At 66.9% G+C, this 19053-nt stretch carries 16 protein-coding genes; 14 read left to right on the top strand and 2 right to left on the bottom strand.

Going from position 1 to position 19053, the window contains the following annotated elements:
• Positions 1-4: 4 nt before the first annotated feature.
• The 9 genes from BLS85_RS05410 (at position 5) to phoU (ending at position 9115) form a co-directional block, all read left to right on the top strand.
• Positions 5-889, top strand: a complete 885-nt coding sequence (locus tag BLS85_RS05410) for a branched-chain amino acid ABC transporter permease (RefSeq protein WP_092783379.1) — start codon at positions 5-7, stop codon at positions 887-889.
• Between the two features lie 12 nt (positions 890-901).
• A complete protein-coding gene (locus tag BLS85_RS05405) occupies positions 902-1936 on the top strand; it encodes a branched-chain amino acid ABC transporter permease (protein ID WP_342729132.1) in 1035 nt (344 codons plus the stop codon).
• A complete protein-coding gene (locus tag BLS85_RS05400; RefSeq protein WP_092783376.1) occupies positions 1933-2691 on the top strand; it encodes an ABC transporter ATP-binding protein in 759 nt (252 codons plus the stop codon). Before BLS85_RS05405 ends, BLS85_RS05400 begins: the two co-directional genes overlap by 4 nt.
• A gap of 15 nt (positions 2692-2706) precedes the next feature.
• On the top strand, positions 2707-3408 hold the full coding sequence (locus BLS85_RS05395) for an ABC transporter ATP-binding protein (protein WP_092783373.1): 702 nt from the start codon (positions 2707-2709) through the stop codon (positions 3406-3408).
• Between the two features lie 338 nt (positions 3409-3746).
• Positions 3747-4247, top strand: a complete 501-nt coding sequence (locus BLS85_RS05390; protein ID WP_092783371.1) for a type III secretion system chaperone family protein — start codon at positions 3747-3749, stop codon at positions 4245-4247.
• 4 nt (positions 4248-4251) lie between these two features.
• Positions 4252-5109 (top strand): pyrroline-5-carboxylate reductase, encoded by an 858-nt coding sequence (proC, locus tag BLS85_RS05385; RefSeq protein ID WP_092783368.1) that lies wholly within the window; start codon positions 4252-4254, stop codon positions 5107-5109.
• Positions 5110-5251: 142 nt separating this feature from the next.
• On the top strand, positions 5252-5707 hold the full coding sequence (locus BLS85_RS05380) for a PAS domain-containing protein (RefSeq protein ID WP_092784012.1): 456 nt from the start codon (positions 5252-5254) through the stop codon (positions 5705-5707).
• A 183-nt stretch (positions 5708-5890) separates the two neighbouring features.
• The gene (locus BLS85_RS05375; protein WP_092783365.1) at positions 5891-8080 is read left to right on the top strand and encodes a DNA translocase FtsK; all 2190 of its coding nucleotides are present in this window, start codon (positions 5891-5893) and stop codon (positions 8078-8080) included.
• Between the two features lie 306 nt (positions 8081-8386).
• Positions 8387-9115: a phosphate signaling complex protein PhoU gene (gene phoU, locus BLS85_RS05370; protein ID WP_092783362.1), complete on the top strand. Its 729-nt coding sequence runs from the start codon at positions 8387-8389 to the stop codon at positions 9113-9115.
• On the opposite strand, the gene BLS85_RS05365 is transcribed toward phoU, so the two are convergent.
• Positions 9112-10083, bottom strand: a complete 972-nt coding sequence (locus tag BLS85_RS05365; RefSeq protein ID WP_176793399.1) for an alpha/beta hydrolase — start codon at positions 10081-10083, stop codon at positions 9112-9114. The genes phoU and BLS85_RS05365 overlap by 4 nt on opposite strands.
• A gap of 225 nt (positions 10084-10308) precedes the next feature.
• On the opposite strand from BLS85_RS05365, the gene BLS85_RS05360 reads away from it, so the two are divergent.
• Both BLS85_RS05360 and BLS85_RS05355 read left to right on the top strand, forming a co-directional pair.
• Positions 10309-10578: a DUF2312 domain-containing protein gene (locus BLS85_RS05360; RefSeq protein ID WP_092783357.1), complete on the top strand. Its 270-nt coding sequence runs from the start codon at positions 10309-10311 to the stop codon at positions 10576-10578.
• Positions 10579-10845: 267 nt separating this feature from the next.
• Positions 10846-11715 (top strand): ion transporter, encoded by an 870-nt coding sequence (locus BLS85_RS05355; RefSeq protein WP_092783354.1) that lies wholly within the window; start codon positions 10846-10848, stop codon positions 11713-11715.
• Positions 11716-11800: 85 nt separating this feature from the next.
• Here BLS85_RS05355 and BLS85_RS05350 read toward each other — a convergent pair whose 3' ends face one another.
• Positions 11801-15796, bottom strand: a complete 3996-nt coding sequence (locus tag BLS85_RS05350; protein WP_092783351.1) for a chemotaxis protein CheB — start codon at positions 15794-15796, stop codon at positions 11801-11803.
• Between the two features lie 318 nt (positions 15797-16114).
• On the opposite strand from BLS85_RS05350, the gene BLS85_RS05345 reads away from it, so the two are divergent.
• The 3 genes from BLS85_RS05345 to mtgA all read left to right on the top strand — a co-directional run bounded on the left by BLS85_RS05345 (position 16115) and on the right by mtgA (position 19032).
• Positions 16115-16714 carry a hypothetical protein gene (locus tag BLS85_RS05345; protein ID WP_245699091.1) on the top strand — a complete coding sequence of 200 codons (600 nt, stop codon included), beginning with the start codon at positions 16115-16117 and terminating at the stop codon, positions 16712-16714.
• Between the two features lie 121 nt (positions 16715-16835).
• Positions 16836-18245 carry a hypothetical protein gene (locus tag BLS85_RS05340; RefSeq protein ID WP_092783348.1) on the top strand — a complete coding sequence of 470 codons (1410 nt, stop codon included), beginning with the start codon at positions 16836-16838 and terminating at the stop codon, positions 18243-18245.
• Between the two features lie 19 nt (positions 18246-18264).
• Positions 18265-19032 carry a monofunctional biosynthetic peptidoglycan transglycosylase gene (mtgA, locus tag BLS85_RS05335; protein WP_092783345.1) on the top strand — a complete coding sequence of 256 codons (768 nt, stop codon included), beginning with the start codon at positions 18265-18267 and terminating at the stop codon, positions 19030-19032.
• Positions 19033-19053 lie beyond the last annotated feature (21 nt).

Here is a 19053-nt window from a genome sequence, read left to right as displayed (position 1 = left end):
CTCCATGCCCCCCGCGTTCGTCGAACTCCTCCAATTCCTGCTGTCCGGTGTCACCAGCGGCGCGATCTACGCCCTCGTGGCGCTGGGATTCGCGCTGATCTACAACGCCAGCCACGTCATCAACTTCGCCCAGGGCGAGTTCGTCATGCTGGGCGGCATGGTCACATGGGTCCTGCTCAGTCAGGGGATCGACCTGCCGCTGGCCGTGCTGGGGGCGGTGGGGCTGACGATGCTCGTCGGTCTGCTGCTGGAGAAGCTGGCCATCGAGCCGGTGCGCAACGCCAACGTCGTGACCCTGATCATCATCACCATTGGCGCCGCGATTTTCCTGCGCGGTCTGACCAGCGTCACCTTGGGCAAGGATTTGCACGCGCTGCCGGCGTTCTCCGGCAACGAGCCCCTCGACCTGATGGGGGCGACGATCATGCCGCAGAGCCTCTGGATTCTGGGCACCACGGCGCTGATCGTCCTCTTGCTGCACGTCTTTTTCAATTACACCCTGCTGGGCAAGGCGATCCTGGCCACCAGTCACAACCGGCTGGCCGCGCGCCTGATGGGCATCAACGTGAATTTCGTGCTGTTGCTGAGCTTCGGCCTGTCGGCCCTGCTGGGCGCCATTGCCGGCATCCTGATCGCGCCCATCACCGCGACCCATTTCGAGGTCGGCATCATGCTGGGCCTGAAAGGCTTCGCCGCCGCCATCCTGGGCGGGCTGGGCAGCGGCCTGGGCGCCATCGTCGGCGGCCTGCTGCTGGGGATCATTGAAAGCCTGGGGGCCGGGTACATTTCGTCCGACTACAAGGACGCCATGGCCTTCGTGGTCATCCTGGGCGTGCTGTTCCTGATGCCGAGCGGGTTGTTCGGCAAGCGCGGCACCGAGCGGGTCTAGGGGGCGGCGATCATGGCGGACATCAGGCCCAGCGGCTACAGCAAGCACCGCAAGAAGCAGACCTACACCCGGCGCCTGGGCACGCGGGCGAGCCCCTTGCAGATGCTGATGTCGGAGCGCGTCGGCGGCATGCTGGCGCTGTTGCTCGTCATCGCCGTGCTGCCGCTGGTGCTGGCCAACAACTATCAATACGACGTGGCCATCACCATCGGCATCAACGCCATCGTGGTCATCGGTCTCAACCTGCTGATCGGCTATGCCGGCCAGATCAGTCTGGGCCACGCCGGCTTTTTCGCGCTGGGGGCCTACGCGTCGGCCATCCTGACGTCGCGGTACGGCCTGCACGGGGCGCTGGCGATGCCGCTGGGCGCGCTCGGCGTCGGCCTCTTGGCCTATATCATGGCCCGGCCCATCCTGCGGCTATCGGGGCACTATCTGGCCATGGCGACGCTGGGTGTGGGTGTCATCATCAACATCGTCATCAGCCGCGAGGCCTGGCTGACCGGCGGGCCGGACGGCATGTACGTGCCGGCGATGGAGGTCTGGGGCGTGGAGCTTTACGGCGGCCAAATCTGGTACTGGATCGTCGCCGCTTTCCTGGTCCTCGCCATCTGGATTTCGCTGAACGTCATCGACAGCCCGGTGGGGCGCGCCCTGCGCGGCCTGCACGGCGCCGAGGTGGCGGCGGAGGTGGCCGGCGTAGACACCACCCGCTACAAGGTCATGGTGTTCGTGCTGTCGGCGGTGATGGCCTCCGTGGCCGGCTCGCTCGCGGCGCACTTCTCGGAGTTCGTCACCCCGGAGAAGGCGAGCTTCTTCCACTCCATCCTGTTCGTCACCATGGTGGTGTTCGGCGGCATGGCCTCCACCTTCGGGGCCTTGGTGGGCGCGGCCGTTCTGACGGTGCTGCCCCAGCTTCTGGCCGACTTCGCCAGCTATGAACACATGATCCTGGGCCTGATCATGATGACCGTGATGATCTTCATGCCCAGGGGGCTGGTGCCGACCCTGTCCGGACTGGCGCGGCGCCGGGGGGCGCGGCGATGAGTCTGTTACGGGTCGAGAATCTGAGCATCCATTTCGGTGGTGTGCAGGCCATCCAGGATCTGGATTTCGCCATTGATGCCGGCACCATCCATTCCATCATCGGTCCCAACGGCGCCGGCAAGACGACGCTGTTCAACCTCATCACCGGGCTGTATCGGCCCAGCGCCGGGGCGATCTATCTGGACGACGTCCAGATCGCCGGCAAGCGGCCGCACGACCTCGCCCGCATGGGCCTGTCGCGGACATTCCAGAACCTGCGCATCATGATGAACATGACGGCCGTCGAGAACGTGATGGTCGGCCGCCATCTGCACCTGAACACCAACCTGCTGGCCTGCATGCTGCGGCTGCCGATGATCGTCCGGGGCGACCGGGCGGCGCGCAAGCGCTGCATCGAGCTGATGGACATGGTCGGCCTGGGCGCCGACATCGACGCCGACGCCGGCACGATGCCGTATGGCGCGCTCAAGCGCCTGGAAATCGCCCGCGCCCTGGCGGCGGAACCGCGCCTGCTGTTGCTGGACGAGCCGGCCGCCGGCCTGAACGAACGCGAGACCAAGGAGATCGACGACGTGATCGTCGCCGTCGCCCGCTCCGGTGTCACGGTGGTGCTGGTCGAGCACGACATGAAGCTGGTGATGGGCATTTCGGACCATATCCTGGTGCTGGACCACGGCCGCAAGCTGGCCCAGGGCACGCCGGAGGAGGTGCGCAACAACCCGGCCGTCGTGGCCGCCTACCTGGGCAACGTGTGAGGGGGAGGCCGCGTCATGTTGCAGATTGAGGGCCTGTCCAGCCACTACGGCCGCATTCAGACGCTCGACGGCGTGGACCTGTCCATCGGGGAGGGGGAACTGGTCTCCCTCGTCGGCGCCAACGGCGCCGGCAAGACCACGCTGTTGCGGTGCGTCTCCGGCGTGCAGCCGGTCAGCGCCGGGCGCATCCTGTTCGACGGGCGCGACATCACGCGGGCGTCCTCCCACCGCCGGGTCAAGTTGGGCATCGCCCAGGTGCCGGAGGGCCGCCAGATGTTCGGCCCGCTGTCGGTGGAGGACAATCTGCGCCTGGGCGCCTTCCGGCGGCGCGGTCCCAAGGTGGCCGACGACCTGGAGCGCATGTACACGCGCTTTCCCATCCTGAAGGAAAAGCGCAAACAACCGGCCGGGACTCTCTCCGGCGGACAGCAACAGATGCTGGCGATCTCGCGCGCGCTGATGTCGCATCCGCGCCTGTTGCTGCTGGACGAGCCGTCGATGGGGCTCGCGCCCCTGCTGGTGAGCGAGATTTTCGACACCATCCGGCTGCTGAAGGACCACGGCACCACCATCTTCCTGGTGGAACAGAACGCCTATGCCGCGCTGGGCATCGCCACTCGGGGCTATGTGCTGGAGACGGGCCGGGTGGTGCTGGCCGACAGCGGCCGCGCCCTGCTTGAGAACGAACGGGTAAAAACGGCCTATCTGGGGTTATAGGGGCGACTCGGCCATAAGATATAGTTTTCTAGGCCTTGCAATGCCCCCGTTCTCCTGTTACTTGAAGATGTGTCGGGCCGTTTGGCGTGTCTTGGGAACGCGTGGTCCTGAACGGTCTGCCCCCTTGTCAGACGGCCAAGGGTTTGGCAAGGTGTAGTTGTGGGTCTGGATGCTGAAAGGCCCCATATGTTGGGAAAGCGCCCGGTCGGGGTGTGTCCCAACCGGTTTCGGAGGACGGAGACCCGAACGTGCGCCCGGGTCGATGACGGGTGTGGTGTTCCGGAGCGGTTCTCCGCCAGTCCCCTCGCGATCAGGGGGCGTAGCGTTGGGAGGGTGCCATGACCGCCACGGCCATTCGCGTGGAAGAAACCTCCGCCAATCCCCTTGATATGGTCGAACAGTTCCTGTCCGTGAAGGATTGGGTGTTTGACCGGCGCGGCGAGGACGAGATGGTGGTCGAGGTGCCGAGCCAGTGGTGCACGCTCGGCCTGTTTCTGGCGTGGTCGGAGGAACTGTCGGCCTTGCACCTGTCCTGCGCCTTCGACATGCGGGTTCCGGACGGCCGCCGCTCTTCGGTGTTCGAGTTGCTGGCCCATCTGAATGAGCGTCTGTGGCTGGGACACTTCGCGCTGTGGAGCGATGAAGGCTCGCCGATGTTCCGGCATACCGTTTTGCTGTCCGACCGCCGCATCGCGCCGGAAGAGGTGCGCGACCTGATGGAGATCGCGGTGTCGGAGTGCGACCGTTTCTATCCCGCCTTCCAGTTCGTCATCTGGGGCGGGAAGTCGCCGGCCGAAGCCATCGCCGCCGCCATGCTGGACACGGTGGGCGAGGCCTGAGCCCATGACTGAGGCGCCCCCATCGGGCGAAATCGCCGCACTATCGCAGGCCGCCCTGGCCGCCGCCCGGCTCTGGCTGGTGGGCGGGGGGAAGATGGGTGGGGCGCTGCTGACCGGATGGCTCGACCACGGGGTTGTTCCCGACCATGTGACCGTCATCGACCCCGCGCTGAGCGAGGGACTGGGCGGCGTGCGGGCCGTGGCGGCGCCGTCGGCCTTGGCCGGCGAGGCGCGCCCGGATGTGCTGGTGCTGGCCGTCAAGCCGCAGATGATGGACGCGGTCATGCCGGACTACCGCGATCTGGGCGGGGGCGGGACCGTCGTCCTCTCGGTGGCGGCCGGGCGGAACATCGGCGGGTTCGAGGCCGCGTTCGGTGACGGCACCCCGGTGGTCCGCGCCATGCCCAACACGCCGGCGGCGGTCCATCGCGGCATGACGGTGGCCTGCGCCAATCCCCATGTTTCCGACACCGCGCGAACCCTCTGCGACGCGCTGCTGCGCGCGGTGGGCGATCTGGCGTGGGTGGAGACCGAGTCGCTGATGGACGCCGTAACGGCGGTGTCGGGCAGTGGCCCGGCCTATGTCTTCTGGCTGACCGAGTGTCTGGCGACCGCCGGGGTCGAGGCCGGGCTGCCGGCCGATCTGGCCGCGCGGCTGGCGCGGGCGACCGTAAGCGGCGCCGGGGCGCTGATGGACACGGTCGAGGACGAGCCGGGCGTCCTTCGCCGCAACGTCACCAGTCCGGGCGGCACCACGGCGGCGGCGCTGGAGGTGCTGATGGCCGCGCAGGACGGTCTGTCGCCCCTGATGACCCGCGCGGTGGCCGCCGCCGCGACTCGCTCGCGGGACCTGGCGGGCTGACCGACCGTCCGCCCCCGTTCGCCCTCGTCCGTCCGTCTGGGTGCCTGGAAAAAACCTTGTCACTCCGGTCTCGACCCTGATACCCAAAAGAGCGTCGGAGGCGGCGCGGCCCCGATTTCCCCTCAACGAAATGGCCGGTTTCATGAGTCGTCTCGTCCTGGTCCTGCGGCACCCGCAACTGAAAAGTCTTTACGACTACTGGCTCGGACTGTGCGGCGACGAAACCCCGCCAATGGCCGACGATGTCGATCCGGCCGATCTGCGGCCGTGGATGGGCCATCTGGTGGTCATCGCGGTGGAGCCGGACCCGGCCGGCTCGATGGCCTCCTACACCTACTCTTTCTACAGTAAGTTCTTCGCCGGCCGGTTCGGCGACGACAAGGCCGGCCAGTCCGTGGACATGCTGCCGGATGGGGCCCGCGACATCATCCGCGCCGAATACGACCGCGTGGTGTCGGAACATATTCCGGTCTCGCGTGTGTATACCGCCGATTTCGACGGTTTGACGCAGACCTGGGAACGGCTGGTGCTGCCGCTGTTCAATATCGACGGCGCGGTGGACAAGCTGTTGGTGGCGGCCTACGAGTTGCCGCGATAGCGAAACCGGTTCGTCGGGCTTCGCCACAAAGCGTGGTGGACAAGGCGGCCCTTTTCATACAGCATGTGGACACTGAGTGGATCCTGAGCGCGCTTTGGGACCGGGCGGGGGGCAGTGTCGCCGCGCCGGAGCCCACCCTGTCTCCGTGCCAAAGCCGCGCCGGTTCCTGGAAGGATGCCTCCCATGACCGTCACACCGCCCTCGCCGTCCAACGATATCGCCGAAGCGGATGTTCTGACCGCCGACGAGTTCAATCTTTGGTGCGCCCTGAACAACATGCCGTTCCGCATGACCGAGCACGTCTGGCCGGACGGTGCCCGGGAATGGGACGTGGAGGTTGACCCCGGCCGCGAGGGCCAGACGGTGGCCTACGGGACCGGGCAGGGGGACGAGGGCGCGGCGGCCGCCATGGCCTTTGCCTTCGTGGCCGGCGTCGAGTGGGCCGACGCCGCCCATCGGGCGGCGCGCGAAGCGCGGGGCGACGGCGAGGCGGAGGCTGAGGCAGAGGTGGGCGAGGGCGATGACGACCGTTTGATGCCGGTCGGCGCGCCAGCCGTGCCGTTCCGGGCGCCGCAGGCCGCGCTGGCCGGGACGCCCGACCCCGGCGACGCAAACGACGACGCGGGCGACGACGGCACGCTTCCGGAAGACCCCCAAAACTCCGCCGATGTCGATCCGGGCGATCCCGAAACCGGCTGGCAGGACGACGGCTGGGGTGAGGGCGAGGGGGCCGCCGACGAGGCGGATTGGGAGCGTCCGGACTGGGAGGACGACGCGCCCGAAGCGGAGGAAGACGGTCCTGCGCTGGACCGTGCGGCCGCGGACGCCACGGCGACATACGCTCCGCCGTCCCTGGATGTGCTCCAGGATCCGGCCGGTGATCCGGAACGGGTGCTGGACGAGGCCGCGCTGGCCGAGCGGGCGCGGGCGCTGGAAACCGTTCTGCGCAACTTCAAGGTGCGCGGCGAGATCATGCAGGTCCACCAGGGGCCGGTCATCACGCTGTATGAACTGGAGCCGATTCCGGGTACCAAGTCGTCCACCGTCATCAATCTGGCCGACGACATCGCGCGGTCCATGAGCGCGGTGACCGCCCGCATCGCCGTGGTGCCGGGGCGCAGCGTCATCGGCATCGAACTGCCCAACGACACCCGCGAGACGGTGTATCTGAAGGGCATCCTTCAGGCCGACGCCTTCGCCGCGTCGTCCGCCAAGCTGCCGCTGGCGCTGGGCAAGGGCATCGACGGCGCGCCGTTCGTGGTCGATCTGGCGCGCATGCCGCACCTGCTGATCGCGGGGACCACCGGGTCCGGCAAGTCGGTGGGCATCAACGCCATGATCCTGTCGCTGCTGACCCGCATGCCGCCGGAACGCTGCCGGCTCATCATGGTCGATCCCAAGATGCTGGAGTTGTCCGTCTATGACGGCATTCCGCATCTGCTGACCCCCGTGGTCACCGACCCCAACAAGGCGGTCATGGCGCTGAAGTGGGCGGTGCGGGAAATGGAAAGCCGCTATCGTGCCATGTCGGCCGTGGGCGTGCGCAACATCGAGGGCTTCAATCACCGCATGCGTGAAGCCCAGGCCAACGGCGAGGTCATCACCCGGCAGGTGCAGGTCGGTTACGACCGTCAGGCCAAGGAGCCGATCGTCGAGGATCGGCCCATGGACCTGAAGACGCTGCCCTATATCGTGGTCATTGTGGACGAGATGGCCGACCTGATGCTGGTCGCCGGCAAGGAGATCGAGGCGGTCATCCAGCGACTGGCGCAGATGGCGCGGGCGGCCGGCATTCACCTCATCATGGCGACCCAGCGGCCTTCGGTGGATGTCATCACCGGCACCATCAAGGCCAACTTCCCGACCCGCATCAGCTTCCAGGTGACGAGCAAGATCGACAGCCGCACCATTCTCGGCGAGGCCGGGGCCGAGCAGCTCGTCGGTCAGGGTGACATGCTGTACATGGCCGCCGGCGGACGCATCGCGCGCATTCACGGCGCCTTCGTCTCCGATCACGAGGTCGAGGCCCTGGTAGCTCAGCTCAAGGAGCAGGGGGAACCGGAGTACGTCCATTCCATCATCGAGGAGGACGAGGACGGCGCCCCGGTGGTGGACGAGGGCGGCCCGGGCGGCGGCGACGCCGACGTCGGCTTCGAGGGATCGGGCGATCACCTTTACGATCAGGCCGTCGCCCTCGTGCTGCGCGAGAATAAGGTCTCGGTCAGCTTCATCCAGCGCTGCCTACAGATCGGCTACAACCGCTCCGCCCGCATCGTCGAGCGCATGGAGGCGGAGGGATTCATCAGCGCCGCCAACCACGTCGGCAAGCGCGACATTCTGGCGCGCGGGCGCATGGGCGGCGATCCCACCTGAGGCGGCGTTGCGAGGAAGGGCGGGTGGCGGAGGGACAACCGCCACGGTGTGTTTGTCCGACGGTGGTCCTGTGACCAGCCGCCTGGTGGTTCGCTCTCTCACAGCCAAGCAGGCTTACACGTGCCGGATGCGGCCTCGCCCATCCGCCGATCATCGGTCCACGCCCGGTGTCCGGAACGCGATTCGACGCGGGCAATCGCTTTGAACACCGGCGTTTCCTTTGATATAGGATGACTTTGCGAGTCATCCGCTCCGTTCGGGCGCCCACGGCCCGACGCCCCGCCCCAAGCGCCGGACAGCCCCTGAATGAACACCACGCCCGCGTCTCAAGACCTTCACACCGTTCGGGCCTTCGACGATGAACTGGCGGCCCTTGACGCCCTGCTGGCCGACATGGGGCGGCGCGTCGGCGACAACCTGACACAGGCGCTGGCCGCCCTGGACGGCCGGGACCGGGACCGAGCCCAGGTCATCTCGGCGGCCGATGCCGATGTTGATGCCCTGGAACAGGCGGTCAATGAAACGGCGGTGCGCCTGCTGGCCCTGCGCCAGCCCGTGGCCGACGACCTGCGCGGCATCGTCGCCGGCCTGCGCTGCGCCACCATGCTGGAGCGCGCCGGGGACTACGTGGCGGGCGCGGCGCGGCGCGGTCTGGCCGAGGCCGCCGCGCCACCGGGCCTCAGCGGCGCGTCGGTCCAGCGCATGGGCCGCATGGTGGGGGATTTGCTGGCCCGGGCCATGCGCGCCTATCTGGACCGGGACACAGAGTCCGCCCGCGCCGTCTGGCAGGCGGACATCGAGGTGGACAACGTCCATTCCAGCCTGTTCCGGGAACTGCTGACTTACATGATGGAGGATCCGCGCGTGATCGGCGTGTGCAGCCAATTGCTGTTCGTGGCCAAGAACCTGGAACGGATCGGCGATCAGGCCACCAACATCGCCGAACTGGCGTGTTATCGCGCCGGCGGGGAGACCCTGGGTCACACTCGCCCGAAGCACGATCTGGCCAACTACGCCAGCGTCGACGTGCCTTAGGCTCCGTCCGCGAGCGGTTCCTCCCGAAACGCCTGAACCACGTTGAACAGTTCGAACCGGCGGCGGTCCAGCATGGCCCAATGCCCCGCGCGGCCCAGTACCGTCAGGCGGCGCACCGGAGTCCGCTCCAGGGCCTCGAACAGGCCGCGCGCCTGATCCGGCGTGGTCTCGCGGTCCCATTCGCCCACCACCAACAACGTCGGGGCGCGGATGGCCTGGGGATCATAGGGAATCTCGCCGACACACCAATGGTCCAGCGCGTCCTGGATGGTGCCGTTGGGCGCCCGAATGGCGGTGGGTGTGCGTCCCCGCGCCTGCGGATCGCTGTCCAGCAGGGCTTCCTCCCACACGTCGAGCCAAGCGTCCGGAACCAGCGCGGCGCGCTCGGCCTCCGGAACGCCGCGCAGCCGCCGGGTCCGCGCCGCCTCCATGGTCACCAAGCGGTAGGCGCCCAGGGTCGTCGATCCAGGGGCCAGCAACATCAGCGTGTCGTGCAGCCATTGCGGCCCGAACAGGATCAGCCGGTCGACCCGGGCCGGCTCCCGCGCCGCCAGACTGGCGCACAGCGTTGTGCCCCAGGACCAGCCGAGCAGCGTGACGGCCACGTGCCCGGTCTCGGCCAGAACGGCGTCCCGGGCGGCGCGGAGGGCCTCAAGCGCCTCGTCGGTGCGGGTCAGCGGGGGATTGACGGTCGCCGGTTTGTCCATGGCCGCCGGACGGTCTGACAGGCCGTACCCGGGTAGGTCCAGGCACCACGCCGACCCGCCGCGCCGGGCCAGCGCGTCCAGCCACGAGACACCCTCAAGGGGAAGGTCAAATACGGCGTGGCCGGGAAACGTGGAGCCGTGGACACACAACACCGGCGACAGGCCGCCGGGACCCTCCGCTGAGAGCCGCCCCCGGAGATGGATGGTTTGTCCACTTCCGCCGACCGAAACGCGCCGTTCAACTCGGATCAGGTCGGTCATGGCGCTCTCCCCCGTTCGTCGCCCAGAGGGCTGACGCCCGTGTGCCCAGGTCGAACCCATCGTCGAGACCATCGTCGAACCCATCCCTGGGGCTTGGCGCCGTCGTCGGGAGGGTCCGGTGACGCCGATCCGGTTCCCGGAAACCGTTTGCCTAGGGCGTGCTTTGCCCTATATCAACGATCCGTGTTCCCGACCGTTGAAGTCCCTTGCGCAGCGGAGACCCCCATGAGCGAGACCTCCTCCCCGGATACGCCGACCGATGTCGGCGGCATCGCCGCCGACCAGCTCCGCTCGTTCATAGAACGGATCGAAAATCTGGAGGAGGAAAAAAGCAACCTCCAGAATGACATCAAGGACGTCTACGCCGAGGCCAAGTCGGCCGGGTTCGATACCAAGATCATGCGCCAAATCGTGCGTCTGCGGAAGCTGGATCGCGACGATTTGGCGGAACAGGATGAGTTGTTGGAACTCTATCGCCGCGCGGTGAATGTCTGATACGAAATGCGGATGATCGATTCGCATCCGCTGACATGGTGTTCGGTTCTGGCGGAGGGCGCTGACCGGACTCCCTCCCCTGGATAGGGGAGGGCTGGGGTGGGGCTGATATCGGAAACACGCGGGGTTGGAGATACAAGCACTGCCAACGCGAAAACCAACGCGCCCGCCTCCCGACCTTCCCCCGACGGGGGGAGGAGACGGCCAATGCCTACCGAACAAAAACGGATCAAACGGACGTCGTATGACAGGCGGGTTCCACGAACGATGACCACAACGAACGCCTCCCCGCCGAGTGCCGCGTCGGGATGGATCGAGCGTCTGGGCCGATTGGTGGAAGGCCCGCGCTTTCAGAGCCTCATCATCACCCTGATCGTGCTGAACGGCATTTCCCTGGGCCTGGAAACGAGCGCCACGGTCATGGCGCTGGCCGGCCCGGTGCTGCTGGCGTTCGACTCACTTGTGCTGGCGGTGTTCGTCGTCGAGATCGGCGGTAAGCTGCTGTACCGACGGGCCTCGTTCTTCCGTGACGGCTGGAACATCTTCGACTTCACCATCGTCGCCATTGCGTTGATTCCGGCCTCCGGGCCGCTGGCCGTGCTGCGCGCGCTGCGCATTCTGCGCGTGCTGCGCCTGCTGTCGGTGGTGCCCGCCATGCGTCGCGTGGTGGGGGCGCTGCTGGCGGCCATTCCCGGACTGATCTCGGTGGGCGCCATCATCCTGCTGGTGTTCTATGTCGGCGCCGTGCTGTCCACCAAGCTGTTCGGCGAGACCTTTCCCGAGTGGTTCGGCACCATCGGCGCGTCCATGTACACGCTGTTCCAGGTCATGACCCTGGAAAGCTGGTCGATGGGCATCGTGCGTCCGGTGATGGACGCCTATCCCTATTCCTGGCTGTTCTTTGTGCCGTTTATCGTGGCCACCAGTTTCGCGATCCTGAATCTGTTCATCGGCATCATCGTCGATTCGATGCAGATGGTTCACAAACGCGAGGACGAAGAGGCCGCAGCGGCCCGCGCCCTCGACCACGATGCGGAGGACACGGCCGACCGCGCCGTTCTGGACGAGCTGCGCGCCCTGCGGGACGATGTCGCGGCCCTGCGCGAGACCGTGACCCGACCGCCGCCGTCGTCCTGATGCTCGGGCGCTTCGTGTCGGATCGGCGCCATGTGGGGTGGCCAGAGCGTCGTCGCGATCTGGTCCGGATCGCTCGGAATGCGCCCTAGGCGTCGCCGGACACGGCGGTTTCCGCGGGGACTTCGTCGTTCTTCGCTGCGTCGGCGGTCACTTCCGCGTCGACCCCCTCACCGTTTTCGGCGGGCAGCACGCGCTCGCGCGGGAAGCGGACGATCACGGTCGTGCCCTCGCCCTCCTTGCTCGACAGGCTGATGTCGCCGCTGTGCAGGCGCATGAGCGAGCGCGTGATGGGCAGCCCCAGCCCGACGCCGTCTGAGCGCCGCGCCAGTGAGCCGTCCACCTGCTCGAACGGGGCGAACACACGTTGCAGGTCGGCCTGGGAAATGCCCACGCCGGTGTCCATCACGCCCAGGGTCAGCCACCGTTTGGTCAGCGCCGCCGTGACGGTCACCGTTCCGCCGGGGTCGGTGAATTTGATGCTGTTGGTCAGCAGGTTGATGAGGACGCGCTTGACCCCGGTGGCGTCGGCGAGAAGGCGCGGCAGGTCCGGCGGCAGGTCGAGGATCACCTTGATGTCGGCGTTGCGCGCGCGTTCGCCCACCAGGCGCAGGACCGTGTCCATCGTCTGGTAGAGATCCACCGGCTCCTCGTGGAGTTCGATGCGCCCGGACTCGATCTTCGACAGATCCAGGATGTCGTTGATGAGGCTGAGCAGATGCTGGCCGCTTTCATGGATGATGCGGCTGTATTCCTTGTATTCCCTATTCAGGATTTCGCCCAGCAGTTCGTTCGACAGGATCTCCGAGAACCCGAGAATGGCGTTCAGCGGCGTGCGCAGTTCGTGGCTCATGTTGGCCAGGAAATCAGACTTGGCCCGGTTGGCCTCCTCCGCCAGTTCCTTGGCGTTGCGCAGCGAGGCCTCGGCCCGCTTGATCTCGTCGATGTCGGTCAACAGCATGAAGACGCCCAGCACCCGGCCCACCTCGTCGCAATGCGGGACCATGTGGTGGGCCATGAAGCGGTGCTCGCCCCGGGCCAGTTGAAGCTGGGCCTCGCCGGACTGCGGGCGGTTCTCCAGCGCGGAGCGCAACGCGTCGCGCAGGCGCCGGTGGTTGGCCCGGCCCAGCAGGGTTTCCGCCTGGGATCCGACGGCCTTGTCGGGGTTCAACCCAAAGGTCTCGGCGAAGTAACGGTTGCAGAAGGTGACCTTCTGGTCCTCGTTCACATAGGCGATGGAGACCGGCACCGAGTCCGTAATCAGCCGCAGCCACTGTTCGCTTTGATAGATCTTGTGCTGCTGTTCGCGGCTTTCCGTCTCGTCGATGAAGGCCAGAATGGCGCCGTCGGTGTCCCCCTGGTTGCTGTGGTGCGGCATGATCCGCATGCGGTAGACGCGGTCCTCGGTCTCCAAGAGTTCCTCGACGCCCTGATCCTTGCTGATCACGGTGTCCAACTGTTCGCGCAGATTGTGAAGGCCAAGGTGGGTCGGAATCGTCGTGATGGCCTGTCCGACGTCCGACGGCAGCAGCCCGAACAGGCGCACGGCCGGCGGCGTGAAACGGGTGATGCGGAAAAACCGGTCCACCACCACCATGGCGAAACCGATGTTGTCCTGAATGTTGATGAGGTCTGAGTTGGCGTCGGCCAGTTCGGTGGTGCGGATTTGCAGCTCTTCGTTGACCGTCGTCAGTTCCTCGTTGGTGGACTGGAGTTCCTCGTTGGAGGTTTCCAACTCCTCGTTGGAGGACTGCAACTCCTCGTTGGCGGCCTGAAGCTCCTCGTTCAGCGCCTGGAGTTCCTCGTTGGAGGTTTCGAGTTCCTCCACCACCGTTTGCAGGTGCTCGCGGGTGGCGACCAGTTCCTGTTCCAGTTCGACGGCGCGAAGGTCGGCCTCGCGGCCCGCCGCAGCGGCCCCGGCCTCGGCGCCGTCCTCGGCGGCCGCCAACAGATCGGCCGCCACCTCGACGGATTCGAACGACACCAGGAACAGCGCGTCGTGGTCCTCCGACGCGCCCATCGGGCGCACCAGTACCCGGACGGTCATGGGCACGCGCCCCTCATGCCGCAACGTGCGGCGCGTCCCGCCGACCTGCACCCCCTCGTTGCGGCATTTGTGAACCAGGGCGCGGGTTTCGGTGCGCAGATCGTTGATGACCATGCGGGCCAGATTCATGTCCGGCTTGCCCTGGGGCATGACCACGAACGGCGACAGGTCTCCATGCAGGAACAGAATGTCGAGGCCCTCGTTGACCACCACGCTGGGCGGCATGGCGGCGTTGACAAATGTCCGCAGGGCGAGAGACTCGACCGTTTCCTGGCTGCGCTGGGGCGCCGGACGCCCCCCGCCGTCGGGCATGCGCGCCCGCAGCGACCCGAAGGGCGGCAGGGCGTGCGCCATGGACTGGGCCGCCCGCTTCTTGAAGATCTTCGTGGACGGCGACTTGATGGGCCGGAACAGTTCGGTGTTCTGGCCCAGGGATTCCGATTTGCCCAGGAACAGGTGAGCGCCGGGGTTGAGGGCATAATGGAAGGTGCGCAGAACCTGATCCTGCAGCCCGGCGTCGAAGTAGATCAACAGATTGCGGCAGCTGATGAGATCGACGCGCACGAACGGCGGATCCTTGGCCAGATCCTGACGCGCGAACACCACCATGTCGCGGATTTCCTTGCGCACCTGAAAGGCCTGCCCGATGGGCTCGAAATGCCGCTTCACGAAACGGCGGTCCAGGCTTTCCACGGTGGTTTCGGAATAGATGCCGCGCCGCGCGTGCGCCATGGCGTCCAGATCGACGTCGGTGGCGAAGATCTGCACCTTCAGCCCGCGCGGATTGCCGGCCATGCGGTCGGCCAGCAGCATGGCGAACGAATAGGCCTCCTCGCCGGTGGCGCAGCCCGGAATCCACAGACGCAGGCTTTCGCCCGCCTGCTTGGCGGCGATGATCTCGCCTAGAACCTCGTCCACCTCGGCGAACGCCTTTTCGTCGCGGAAGAACGACGTCACCGAGATCAGGATGTCCTTGGTCAGCAGGTTGAGTTCGTCGCGGTTGCGTTTGACGAACTCCAGATAGGCGTCCAGGGTCTCGATGCGGTTGGCGGCGAGGCGGCGCTCCAGCCGGCGGCGGATGGTGCTGGGCTTGTACTTAGAGAAATCGATGTCGGTCCGTTCGCGCACCAACTGGAAGATGCTGCCCATGGTGTCGTCGCTATGGTCGGCGTCGCCCGCCGTCAGCATCACCGCACGCGGGAACCGCATGATCGAGGCCAGTTCGGCGCCGATCTCATGGGGTGCCAGCCGTAGGTCGATGCACCCGGTTTCGATGGCCGCCGTCGGCATGCCGTCGTACTTGGCGGTGGACGGCAGTTGCGCGACCGTCAGGCCGCCGTGCGCCTTGATCGCGCGCACGCCCTGGGAGCCGTCGCTGCCGGTGCCCGACAGGATGACGCCGATGGCGTTGGGTCCCCGGCTGTCCGCCAGGGTCGAGAAGAACACGTCGACGGAGGGTTTCGGGCCGTGCGGGGCCGACGGCTCCTTCAGGACCAGACGATCGCCGGACAGCCGGACATCCTTGTTCGGCGGGCAGATGTGAACGGTGTTCGGCTCCAGGAGGGAGCCGTGCTCGATCTCCTTGATGGGAAGACTGGTCTCGCGGCTGAGCAGCTGCACCAGCATGGAGCGGTACTGCGGCGCCATGTGCTGGACGATCACATAGGCCATGTTGGACTGCGCCGACAGATTGGCGACGAACGGGCGCAGGGCCTCCAGCCCGCCGGCCGAGGCTCCGACACCCACGACCGTCAGGCCGTCCTTCTCCTTCGCGGTGCCCCGGGGTTCAATGTCGCCATCGACATCACCGTCCGGGTCCGGGTCCGCGTCCGCATCATCGGGGTCGGACTGGGGATCGGTCGTGTCATCGGGTTCGGCGTCTTCTTCGGAGGTCGCGCCGTCCGCCGGTATGCGCCCAGCGTCGTCAGCCGGACCATCCGCCTCGTGCGCTGTCACGCGATCCACCGAACCGTTCGCGGTGTCCTCGCCGTCTTCCGGCAACGCGTCGTCCGAATCGTCTCCGATTGGCAAGACCATTGTCGCTTCCCGTCGTCCTGACCGCCCGTGTTCTGATTGAAAAGATTGCGCACCGAAAAACCTAGCCACCCAAACGGGCGCCGAGCACGCCGCCCAGCCCGTACAGACAATGCTTCCCCGCCAGTCTTACGCGTTTCATATCGGGGTGGGAAGCGCGATTCTCAAGGCTCGGCCATGCCGGGATCACCACTGGCGCGGCGCCGATCAAAGGGGGGGCGCCGTCCCGTCGGGCCGCAAACGTGACTTTCGTTCGCAGCCGCAAACGGCTACAGTCCGCGCGGGAGAATGGGCCAGGTCGAGGAGCGCACAGGACGAGGGATGGAATCTGTGCAGAACCATGACGCGCCTCGGGACACCCCAGGCCCGCGTCCCGCCGAACAGCACCGCGCCCACCGGAAGGAGGGCGCGGGAGAGGACGTTCGGAGACAGGCTCGCGATCTGATCACGTTTCTGGCCTCCCTGGAACGGCGCATCGCCACCCTTCGGGACTCCGGTCATGTGTTGGAGGCGGACGAGGACCATCCGTCCCGGTTCACGGACTACGCTCGCACCCGCAACCTGACGTCGGAGTGTCTGGCGTTTCTGATCGTCATTGATCGACGCATTGATGCCCTGCCGGACCACATGCAGGCCGAGCCGCGCGGGATCCTCGAGTCTCACACCATTACCCTTTGGGGCACCTTGCTGGAATGCTCGCTTGCGTTCCTGCGCACCATTGCTGATCAGGCACAGTTGCCGCTCGGGTCACGAGAGGTTTTCGTCCGCGAGATCAAGACACTGCACGATGCGCATGCGATCCTGTCTCAGGACCGGTTCGCCGGCAAGGTTCCGCAGTCCACCATGGACAAGCAGACTCAGGCCGAGCGCATCCTCAATGAAGTGATCGATCGGGCGCCGCGACTGCTTGATCTCGGGTAGCGGGTTGGCGACACTGTTAACACGCCTAGCCTGACCAAAGCGCGTTCTTCGGTGCTGGCCGGCGCCGGCCGGGATGGGCATGTCGCGGCCGGGTGCGGCGCGAACAGGGACCAGACGACACATGACGCACGTGCCCGAAGGGCTTCAGTGGAAACATGGTCTGCGCTTTTCCGCCCCCCCGGCGGAAGGGGGCGGTGGCACAGCCGAGCGGCGGGGCAGTCCGAGCCTGCGGCCTCGGGTGCAGGCCGGGTTCGAACGCCTTGTCGCCATGTTGCGGAAGGCCAAGCGCACCGATGTCCTGGCGGGCATCGGCGACCTGACCCGCGTGGATGATGTGTTGCGAGAGCGGCCGACCCAGGTGCCGATCCTGCTGGAACTGGGATGGCAGTTGCGGGATACGCCGGACTTCAAGGGCTTTTTCCAGCGGGCCGACGGCAAGGGACTGGTGACCGAGCGCGGGCAGCTGATCGCCCCGTGCGAGCGCACCTATGACCAGATCATTCGCGCCCATCTGCACGGTGCGGCCCGCTTGGTGTTCGAACAGCGCGAACGGGCCTGGATCGAACGCCGGGCCCGCGCCGAGCGCGCCCAGCAACGCGAGCGCCGCAAGAAGGAACCCCGCGGGGGGCTTCAGTCCAAGCTGATGGCGCCGCTCAAGGGCATGCTGGAGGGCGAGGCTGAGATCGACCCGGATCAGTTCCGCCCGGAGTATCCCGGGTACGGGCTGTATGCCGTTCTGAAACCGTCCCTTCGCGCGTCGTGGCAGTTCGCGTTCCTGCAAACGTACGCGCGCCTGGGCACGCCTCAGGCGCGGGCGTTCGGCCACTTGCTCGACCGCGTGAAGTCGCCCGAGTTGTTGGAGATCCTGGTCAACCTGAGCACCGACGACGTCGGCCTGATCCGCACCGTCTGCCGTGTCTTCATCGAGGTGCGCCATAAGATCAAGCTGGACAAGTCGCCGAACTGGCAGCTCTCGGTGGAGACGCGGGAGGTGAACGAGGCCGCCGAAAAGCGCATCTCCGAACTGGAGGACGATGTCGTTGAATCCCTCATTCTGGAGCACCCGGCCGCGCTGGGGATGATCCAGCACCTCGGCATCAATGTCGGGCCGGACGTGGTGCGCCGCCTGACCCCGATTTTCGGAAACGAGATTTGGAGCGTGATGGAGGACGCCCAGGAGTTGGAGAACGCCCGCTCGGTGCCCGACTACCTTCTGCCGGTCCTGGGAACGGTCAGCCGTTACGCCGCGCCCGACATCTCCATTATTCTCGGCCAGATCCAGGATCGCACGCTGGCCAAGGACCTGATGACGATGGCCAGACAGGCTTTCCCGGACGAGGAACTCGCCCGCTATCTCGGCGACCCCGAACGCCGTCCGATCTGGAACACCCTGCCAACCAAGTTCAACAACACCTATCGCTATCAACGGGATGCCCAGACCGGCGGCAATCTGCGCAACGAGGACGACCTGCGCACGGTGAGCAGGGGCATCTTCCAGTCGCTGCGCCTGGGTCATCTGGAGACGTTCTGACCATGGCGGTGGGCTGACCATGGTGGCGGGCCGGCCGGCGAAAGGGCGGGCCGGAGGCGCCGGACGCGCCGGACGTAAGCGCCCCGTTCCGTCCCCGGGTTGGCGGCGCCGCGCCCGCGCTCTGCTGGTCGCGGCACTGGTGCTGGCGCTGGCCCCCGTTGGGCTCGGATTGGCGGCGTTCGGGTGGCTGCCGGTGCCGGTGACCCCGCTGATGCTGGTGCGCGTCGTGCAGGGCGAGGGGCTGCGGCAGGAGTGGGTCGCCCTGGAAGACGTGTCGCCGGCCCTGGTGCGCGCGGTGGTCGCCAGCGAGGACGCCCGATTTTGCGCCCACGCCGGGTTCGACTGGCGGGAGGTTCGCAATGCCTGGGACGAATGGTGGGGCGGCGGACGCCTGCGCGGCGCCAGCACGCTCAGCATGCAGACGGCCCGCTCCGTGTTCCTGTGGCCGGGCCGCGATCCCGTCCGCAAGGGACTCGAAATCACGCTGACACCGCCGTTGGAATGGCTCTGGGGCAAACGGCGCATCCTGGAAGTCTACCTGAACATCGTCGAATGGGGGCCGGGCGTGTACGGTGCCGAATCCGCCGCGCGGTACTACTTCGACCAAGCCGCCGGCGACCTGTCGGGCCGCCAGGCGGCGTTGCTCGCCGCGATCCTGCCGGCGCCGCGCCGCTGGTCGGCGGCCCGACCGGGCTCCCATGTGGACGGACGCGCCCGCACCATCCAGGCGCGCGCCGGGCGGGTGGCGTTGGGCGATCGCAATGACCCCTGTCCGGCTCCCCGATAATCCACGGACTGGACCCGTCTG

Origin of the sequence: Rhodospira trueperi (assembly GCF_900101965.1) — a bacterium.
Lineage (GTDB): Bacteria > Pseudomonadota > Alphaproteobacteria > Rhodospirillales > Rhodospirillaceae > Rhodospira > Rhodospira trueperi.
Note: the sequence above shows the minus strand (reverse complement) of the source record. Positions and strands in the feature narration are given on the sequence as shown.

Coding starts and splice junctions, on each gene's coding strand:
- BLS85_RS05375 (WP_092783365.1), top strand. CDS start 5,891: ATGACCGTCACACCGCCCTCGCCGTCCAACGATATCGCCGAAGCGGAT.
- BLS85_RS05355 (WP_092783354.1), top strand. CDS start 10,846: ATGACCACAACGAACGCCTCCCCGCCGAGTGCCGCGTCGGGATGGATC.
- BLS85_RS05410 (WP_092783379.1), top strand. CDS start 5: ATGCCCCCCGCGTTCGTCGAACTCCTCCAATTCCTGCTGTCCGGTGTC.
- BLS85_RS05390 (WP_092783371.1), top strand. CDS start 3,747: ATGACCGCCACGGCCATTCGCGTGGAAGAAACCTCCGCCAATCCCCTT.
- BLS85_RS05395 (WP_092783373.1), top strand. CDS start 2,707: ATGTTGCAGATTGAGGGCCTGTCCAGCCACTACGGCCGCATTCAGACG.
- BLS85_RS05345 (WP_245699091.1), top strand. CDS start 16,115: ATGGAATCTGTGCAGAACCATGACGCGCCTCGGGACACCCCAGGCCCG.
- BLS85_RS05360 (WP_092783357.1), top strand. CDS start 10,309: ATGAGCGAGACCTCCTCCCCGGATACGCCGACCGATGTCGGCGGCATC.
- phoU (WP_092783362.1), top strand. CDS start 8,387: ATGAACACCACGCCCGCGTCTCAAGACCTTCACACCGTTCGGGCCTTC.
- proC (WP_092783368.1), top strand. CDS start 4,252: ATGACTGAGGCGCCCCCATCGGGCGAAATCGCCGCACTATCGCAGGCC.
- BLS85_RS05365 (WP_176793399.1), bottom strand. CDS start 10,083: ATGACCGACCTGATCCGAGTTGAACGGCGCGTTTCGGTCGGCGGAAGT.
- BLS85_RS05350 (WP_092783351.1), bottom strand. CDS start 15,796: ATGGTCTTGCCAATCGGAGACGATTCGGACGACGCGTTGCCGGAAGAC.
- BLS85_RS05380 (WP_092784012.1), top strand. CDS start 5,252: ATGAGTCGTCTCGTCCTGGTCCTGCGGCACCCGCAACTGAAAAGTCTT.
- mtgA (WP_092783345.1), top strand. CDS start 18,265: ATGGTGGCGGGCCGGCCGGCGAAAGGGCGGGCCGGAGGCGCCGGACGC.
- BLS85_RS05340 (WP_092783348.1), top strand. CDS start 16,836: ATGACGCACGTGCCCGAAGGGCTTCAGTGGAAACATGGTCTGCGCTTT.
- BLS85_RS05405 (WP_342729132.1), top strand. CDS start 902: ATGGCGGACATCAGGCCCAGCGGCTACAGCAAGCACCGCAAGAAGCAG.
- BLS85_RS05400 (WP_092783376.1), top strand. CDS start 1,933: ATGAGTCTGTTACGGGTCGAGAATCTGAGCATCCATTTCGGTGGTGTG.